The organism is Bifidobacterium subtile (genome assembly GCF_000741775.1).
Classification (GTDB): domain Bacteria; phylum Actinomycetota; class Actinomycetes; order Actinomycetales; family Bifidobacteriaceae; genus Bifidobacterium; species Bifidobacterium subtile.
The window spans coordinates 621,695-629,295 of sequence record NZ_JGZR01000006.1 but is presented as its reverse complement, the minus strand read 5'-3'; the positions used below and the strand labels follow the sequence as shown (position 1 = coordinate 629,295).

3 protein-coding genes, 2 pseudogenes and 1 CRISPR repeat array are annotated in these 7,601 nt (G+C 60.3%); of the genes and pseudogenes, 2 read left to right on the top strand and 3 right to left on the bottom strand.

Going from position 1 to position 7,601, the window contains the following annotated elements; all coding sequences use genetic code 11:
• Positions 1-188, bottom strand: a pseudogene (locus tag BISU_RS12065) (helix-turn-helix domain-containing protein); the annotation flags it as partial.
• A 166-nt stretch (positions 189-354) separates the two neighbouring features.
• Positions 355-4,086: a CRISPR direct-repeat array (repeat unit 31 nt; unit sequence ATTTCAATCCACGCTCCCGTGAGGGAGCGAC).
• Between the two features lie 148 nt (positions 4,087-4,234).
• Between BISU_RS12065 and istA the strand changes: the two are divergent.
• Positions 4,235-5,692 carry an IS21 family transposase gene (istA, locus tag BISU_RS06995; protein ID WP_081893761.1) on the top strand — a complete coding sequence of 486 codons (1,458 nt, stop codon included), beginning with the start codon at positions 4,235-4,237 and terminating at the stop codon, positions 5,690-5,692.
• Positions 5,689-6,453: an IS21-like element helper ATPase IstB gene (istB, locus tag BISU_RS06990; protein WP_034532975.1), complete on the top strand. Its 765-nt coding sequence runs from the start codon at positions 5,689-5,691 to the stop codon at positions 6,451-6,453. The genes istA and istB overlap by 4 nt, the downstream gene beginning before the upstream one ends.
• On the opposite strand, the gene BISU_RS06985 is transcribed toward istB, so the two are convergent.
• Together BISU_RS06985 and BISU_RS13660 are read right to left on the bottom strand one after the other, a co-directional pair.
• Positions 6,422-7,057 (bottom strand): hypothetical protein, encoded by a 636-nt coding sequence (locus BISU_RS06985; RefSeq protein ID WP_156100194.1) that lies wholly within the window; start codon positions 7,055-7,057, stop codon positions 6,422-6,424. The two genes, istB and BISU_RS06985, sit on opposite strands and share 32 nt — an antisense overlap.
• Before the next feature lie 12 nt (positions 7,058-7,069).
• Positions 7,070-7,174 (bottom strand): annotated as a pseudogene (locus tag BISU_RS13660) (transposase-like zinc-binding domain-containing protein); the annotation flags it as partial.
• Positions 7,175-7,601 lie beyond the last annotated feature (427 nt).

The following is a 7,601-nucleotide window of genomic DNA, read 5'->3' as shown; positions in this document are numbered from 1 at the left end:
GCTCGATGACAGGCGTCCACTCATCCAAGCATCGARGCCCGCCCCTTCCTGACCGGCGGCCTGGCCGACAGGTCATCGACCTTCAGATACTTGCGCACCGTCGGCTCGCTGACGCCTTCGGCGCGCGCGATCGAAGCGATGGACTCGCCCTCCCTGCGCCGACGACGGATAGAATTGATTCTGGACATGTTGATCATTGCCTTTCCGGCCCTCCTCGATAGATAACGAAGCACTACCAAGGTACAGCCCGACTATGGTCAGCATGCCCCACGCCCAAACCCGAAAAAACTACCTGACCAAAACCACAAAAAACAATTGAACCAAAACAGCTATGAGACGACGGTGGACCCGGGAATTTCAATCCACGCTCCCGTGAGGGAGCGACGCCAGACGAACGATGCGGCCCAACTGGCGCTGGCATTTCAATCCACGCTCCCGTGAGGGAGCGACGATAACAGTTGTTTTGATCCAGTTCCAAGCGGTCGAATTTCAATCCACGCTCCCGTGAGGGAGCGACCTGGCCCGCTCCAAGTATCCGCTCGCATGGTTCGAATTTCAATCCACGCTCCCGTGAGGGAGCGACCCTTGCCGACCAAGCCTTCTGCGATTTTGAGCGGATTTCAATCCACGCTCCCGTGAGGGAGCGACGTGTGCAGCATGGGTGACGCTGATGGGTATACGATTTCAATCCACGCTCCCGTGAGGGAGCGACCATGGCGTCGCGTGGGCTGCGGAATGGCTCAAGATTTCAATCCACGCTCCCGTGAGGGAGCGACCGCCGGGATCCCCGGTACCTACCCGCTCCATGAATTTCAATCCACGCTCCCGTGAGGGAGCGACCTATGGCGCTCATAGCTCCTCCTGCATTGACTGTTATTTCAATCCACGCTCCCGTGAGGGAGCGACCTGGTGGATTTGGGCATCGACTTGGGCGAGGTTATTTCAATCCACGCTCCCGTGAGGGAGCGACGCGCTCATGCGTGTTTTCCTTTCGAGATCAGGTTATTTCAATCCACGCTCCCGTGAGGGAGCGACTGGGTGCGCGTACGGGGGTATTTCGCGGTGCAGATTTCAATCCACGCTCCCGTGAGGGAGCGACACCAGATATATATCCATTCGTATCATCTCTCTGTCATTTCAATCCACGCTCCCGTGAGGGAGCGACTCGCGCCACCGGCGACTCTGGCGGCGAAGCTCGATTTCAATCCACGCTCCCGTGAGGGAGCGACGCCCTTGCGAAAGCCAAGGAATATCAAGAGCAGATATTTCAATCCACGCTCCCGTGAGGGAGCGACCCCATGGTCGCCGTAGAACGCCCGCACGCCAAGGAATTTCAATCCACGCTCCCGTGAGGGAGCGACGCCTTCTGCGTCCGTGTGACGATCCTGCTGGACTATTTCAATCCACGCTCCCGTGAGGGAGCGACCGGTGATGCCCGCCACCTTCTTCGCCTGCCGTACGATTTCAATCCACGCTCCCGTGAGGGAGCGACTCGCGGATAAGTTCGTCAGCGTGGGGGAGAACAGATTTCAATCCACGCTCCCGTGAGGGAGCGACTGGCGAACCGCTCCCCCTGGCGCATGCCGGTTTCATTTCAATCCACGCTCCCGTGAGGGAGCGACCTCCATGCCGGAGCGGGTTCGACTCCCGCCAGAGATTTCAATCCACGCTCCCGTGAGGGAGCGACGCGGATGGGTCGATCAGTACCGACAAGCTGGTCGCATTTCAATCCACGCTCCCGTGAGGGAGCGACCGGTGATCTTGAAGAATCCCGCAATCTCAGCCAGAATTTCAATCCACGCTCCCGTGAGGGAGCGACCGGGAGGACGGTCGACCTGATCGGCTCGCTCGCATTTCAATCCACGCTCCCGTGAGGGAGCGACCGCGCAGGAAATGGTCATTGACGGCGGGTTCGAATTTCAATCCACGCTCCCGTGAGGGAGCGACACTTCGTGTCATACGTCTGCGACACGGTGGTCTTATTTCAATCCACGCTCCCGTGAGGGAGCGACGGTTCTGGCTTTCGCGTCCGCCTGCTTCTGGGCATTTCAATCCACGCTCCCGTGAGGGAGCGACCGATCCCGCTGAAAAACCCGCCGATAGCGCCCGATTTCAATCCACGCTCCCGTGAGGGAGCGACGCCGCCCTCGGCTCCGATGGTGCCGGCCTGCGCATTTCAATCCACGCTCCCGTGAGGGAGCGACAATAGACAAACCCACGGCTTGCGAGCATTGAGCAATTTCAATCCACGCTCCCGTGAGGGAGCGACCCGCACGAACACATGCAAGCCATCGCCAGAACAGATTTCAATCCACGCTCCCGTGAGGGAGCGACATTCAGCAGGCGATCTGACCGCATTCGACCATGTATTTCAATCCACGCTCCCGTGAGGGAGCGACCGTCGTTCGAAAACATCGACTCGGTCTACGTTCTATTTCAATCCACGCTCCCGTGAGGGAGCGACCAGATCAGTACCCACAAGTGTACGCCCTCAATTTAATTTCAATCCACGCTCCCGTGAGGGAGCGACCTCGTCGTTCTCCATGGCACAGCCAGCCTCAGCCAATTTCAATCCACGCTCCCGTGAGGGAGCGACTGCCCGCATGACCGCGAGCATAAACGGCGCATCATTTCAATCCACGCTCCCGTGAGGGAGCGACCAATATGGTGTATAACTGGGTGGAGGAGTTCTCATTTCAATCCACGCTCCCGTGAGGGAGCGACTGGACCGCTGCCTGCCTCTAGCGTCTTTCGATAGATTTCAATCCACGCTCCCGTGAGGGAGCGACTCAGCTGCCACGTACTTGACCAGCATCGGGGTAGATTTCAATCCACGCTCCCGTGAGGGAGCGACGAGGCGAGATTGCAGAAGAAGTCACCTGAACCATTTCAATCCACGCTCCCGTGAGGGAGCGACTGGCCAGCAGTGAGCTAGTGATGACCAGTGATCGTATTTCAATCCACGCTCCCGTGAGGGAGCGACGACAAGAGCAAGAGGAGGGACCGCCCGGCGGATATTTCAATCCACGCTCCCGTGAGGGAGCGACCGCACAAGGTCGGCAGACAGTGGATGATCGACGAATTTCAATCCACGCTCCCGTGAGGGAGCGACCTCCTCGGTATCCCCCTTCTTGCCTGACGTAGATATTTCAATCCACGCTCCCGTGAGGGAGCGACCGCTGACCTGTTCCTCCGCCTCTCGAGACGATATAATTTCAATCCACGCTCCCGTGAGGGAGCGACCCTACTCGTGGAAGGACGGCAAAACCGGCAAGGATTTCAATCCACGCTCCCGTGAGGGAGCGACGGAGACGAAGGCAGCACTTACTGCCAGCAAGGAATTTCAATCCACGCTCCCGTGAGGGAGCGACAGTCGGTGTCGATGCTGCTGTTGATGACTCCGGCATTTCAATCCACGCTCCCGTGAGGGAGCGACCCGTGACGCCCGAAACGCCCGCAGAGACTCCGGAAATTTCAATCCACGCTCCCGTGAGGGAGCGACACGCGGGCCGCCTGATCCAACTGCGACTGCATCAATTTCAATCCACGCTCCCGTGAGGGAGCGACCCGCCAGACTGTCCACGTTCAGCGTGTAAGCGACATTTCAATCCACGCTCCCGTGAGGGAGCGACAACAACCAAAGGACCGTTCGCCGGATAATCCACGATTTCAATCCACGCTCCCGTGAGGGAGCGACACCGTGACCGAATCCTATGCGGTAGGGCCGGTAGCATTTCAATCCACGCTCCCGTGAGGGAGCGACAGACGCGCAGCTGCTCCATCGAACTGGCCTGAGAATTTCAATCCACGCTCCCGTGAGGGAGCGACATACGATCCGCGCGCAGTTCTGCCAGTTCAGGCCATTTCAATCCACGCTCCCGTGAGGGAGCGACCTCACTGGCGCCGGCGATGGCGAGCTGCGTGGCATTTCAATCCACGCTCCCGTGAGGGAGCGACCGCTCATGCGTGCTTTCCTTTCGAGATCAGGTTATTTCAATCCACGCTCCCGTGAGGGAGCGACCTCAAAAGTACGGCCATTACTACGTCCTATTGTCATTTCAATCCACGCTCCCGTGAGGGAGCGACCGTATGGACTGTTTTGGTTCAATTGTTTTTTGTGGTTTTGGTCAGGTAGTTTTTTCGGGTTTGGGCGTGGGCATGCTGACCATAGTCGGGCTGTACCTTGGTAGTGCTTCGTTATCTATCGAGGAGGGCCGGAAAGGCAATGATCAACATGTCCAGAATCAATTCTATCCGTCGTCGGCGCAGGGAGGGCGAGTCCATCGCTTCGATCGCGCGCGCCGAAGGCGTCAGCGAGCCGACGGTGCGCAAGTATCTGAAGGTCGATGACCTGTCGGCCAGGCCGCCGGTCAGGAAGGGGCGGGCCTCGATGCTTGATGAGTGGACGCCTGTCATCGAGCAGTGGCTCGCCGAGGATCGTGTCACGTGGCGCAAGCAGCGGCATACAGCGACCAGGGTCTGGGAGCGGCTTCGAGACGAGCATGGGGTGAAGGTCTCGTTGTCGACGGTGACCAGAAAGGTCGCGCAGCTCAAGCGCGAGTTCGCGTTCGAGCGCGAGAGCGGGTTTCTGGATCTGGTGTGGCATCCGGGAGAATGCCAGGCCGATTTCGGCGAGGTCGATGTCCGGTATCGCGGCTCGGTGACGCGCATGCGTCATTTCGTGCTTGATTTCCCGTATTCGAATATCGGGCTGAGCCAGCTGATGCCGGCAGAGAACGCGGAGTGCACGTGCCAGGCATTATCGGATATCTTCGAATGGCTCGGCGGGGTTCCCGTCAGGATCGTGTACGACAACGCCGCGGGCGTGGGGCGCAAACGGTTCGACGGGATCCGCCTGACCCGCTTGTTCCAGGCGTTCCAGACCCATTACGGGTTCGAGTATTCGTTCTGCAACCCGTATTCCGGCCATGAGAAGGGAGGGGTCGAGGCTCGCGTCGGGGCCGTGAGACGGAAACTGTTCGTGCCGGTGCCGAGCGTATGGAACATCGAAAGCTTCAACGAGCGCCTGCCCGAACGCTGCCTCGCGTTGGGAGACAGGGAGCACTACAGGAAAGGAGAAGGGCAGGCGGGCCTGTTCGAGGACGATCGCAAGGCGCTGATGCCCCTGCCGTCCAAACGCTTCGACGTGGTCACCTGGAAACGATTGAAAACGGACAAGTACGGGCAGGTCACGCTTCAGGGACGCCACCGGTACTCGACCGGTCCCGAGCATGCCGGCCGCGAGGTCATCGTCGGCCTGCGCGCCCTCGGGATCGAGATACTCGACGCCAAAGGCGCGCATATCGCGACGCACCCGCGCGCTTACGGCGACAAGCCGACCAGCAGCGACGATCCCTCTCGCCAGCTCGAGCTTCTGTGCGCCAAGCCCAACGCGTGGGCCAACAGCCGGGTCCGTGAGGCGCTGCCGGACCCGCTGCGTGAATGGCTCGACGTCCAGGACAAGGACACGCTCAGGGAAAGCCTGCGAACGCTTAAGGCAGCGGATCACGAAAGCGGGTGGGAGCACGCGGTCGCCGGCATGCTCGAGATCCTCGAATCCACCGGCGGCGCCGATCGCCCCGGCGTCTGCCTCGCCGCATGCAGGCGCGCCGGCGGCATCGAGTCCATCGCCTACGACGATCCCGTCGACCTGAACGAATACGACATCGCCTTCGCCAAGGAGCCGTCATGAACCAGAAAAACGACAGGACCGACACCGACCTGCTCCGCACGCGAGCACGTTCCCTGTTCATATCAAGCGCCACCATCGAGTCCACGCTCGATTGGGCCACTCCCCGGCAGACCGAAGCCATCAATCGGATGCTGGAGACCGAGCTCGCCAACCGGCAGGCCGCCAAACACGAGCGGCTCATGCGCCGCGCCAGGTTCCCCGTCGTCAAAAGCATCGAAGGCTACGACTTCACGAACGTGAAGCTGCCCGACGGATACTCCAGAAATCAACTGACCGGCCTGGACTTCGTCGGCAAGGCGCAGGACCTCGTGTTCTACGGCAAAACAGGACGGGGCAAAAGCCACCTGGCCACCGCGCTCGGCATCATCGCCATCAGCCAGGGCATGAACGTGCGCTTCCACCAGACCGCCGAGCTCGTGCTCCAGCTAGGCAAGGCCAAACGCGACGGCGCCCTCGACGCGCTGCTCAGAGACCTCGCGCGCGCCGACCTGATCATCCTCGACGAGTTCGGCTACGTGCCCTTCGACATCGACGGCGCCAGACTCCTCTACCAGATCATCACCGGCAGCTACGAGAGAAGAAGCATCATCTTCACCACCAACATCGAGTTCAGCAAATGGGGCACGATCTTCGCCGACGACAAACTCGCCGCCGCGATCATCGACCGCATCGTCCACCACGGCCGCCTCATCGAATTCACCGGACCAAGCCGGCGCGTGAGCGAAGCCCTCATGTTCGGCAAGGAAATCCACAACCAATAACCAACAGCACGCTCCACGCCGAAACCCGAAAAAAATAAGTGACCAACCACAAAAAACCAACTTGACTAAAAACACATTGGGCCGCCTGCTCGGCCGTCCCGACTCTGGCGGGCTTCAATGAGAGTTTTCTGAGCTCCCGCCCCGCCTGGCTCCCGGGATGCATGGTCAGGTCGCGGCGCGTGTCGCGCTGCACGTGCGCCAGGCAGCGCTGCAGCCGGGTGTCCGGCCATTCGGCCCGGGCGGCCGTCTCCATGCCGCGCATGCCGTCGCCGGCCAATACGTCGGGGGCGGGCACGCCATGGAACAGGGCGCGGCAGGCGGCGATCGTCTCATGCGCGCACCACCGGAAGCGCACCACCTCGCCCGTGACGCCGTCCATCAGCACGAGCAGGCAGTGGCCGTGCGAGATGTAGGTGCCGTCCGCCATGAGCACGTGCCGCCTCGTCGCAGGCAACTCCATGAGCGGCTCCACCTGCCAGCACCACGCGACGCGCTTGCGGAAGCCGCGCCCGCCGCACTCCTCCTGCGTACGCCCGCCCCGCAGCCAGGAGACGAACGACTCCAGCTCGCGCACCCGCCGGGCGCCGCCGTTCCCGGCGACCATGCTCAGCTTGCATGCCCGGCACCTCCAACGCTGGCGGCCAGACGCCGCACGCCCGTATTTCTGCATCGGCCCGCCGCACAGCGGGCACTTCCTCGCTCTCCCGGATCGAGTTCTCACCCGACTCAGCAGTACCCGGCAGGCCCCCTATTCTCCCCGCGAAAAAACAGCACCCCGACACGCCTACAGCCGCAAAGCCAAACCCCAAACACAACCAACACGTTTGTTCCTATAACCCAACACCGATTATGTGCGGTTCGTGCAGCGAGCCTCGAAATGTCGCTGCGCCGGAATACCCGAAAGCCTCCTGCGACGTAAATCGCAGGAGGCTTTCGCGGTGTATTTGCTGGGGTACCTGGACTCAACAAATATACTGTTATTATAACGTTATTTCGCTGCTCATTATAGAGTCTATACATTTGTCTATACATATACGAATTATGGATTTGTAATGATACTGCAACGATTGTGAGAATTATTGCAATGGCGGCTTTATCTGGCGACCTTTATTCTTTGCAGGCGTCCTGCTTAAAACTTTCATAATCTC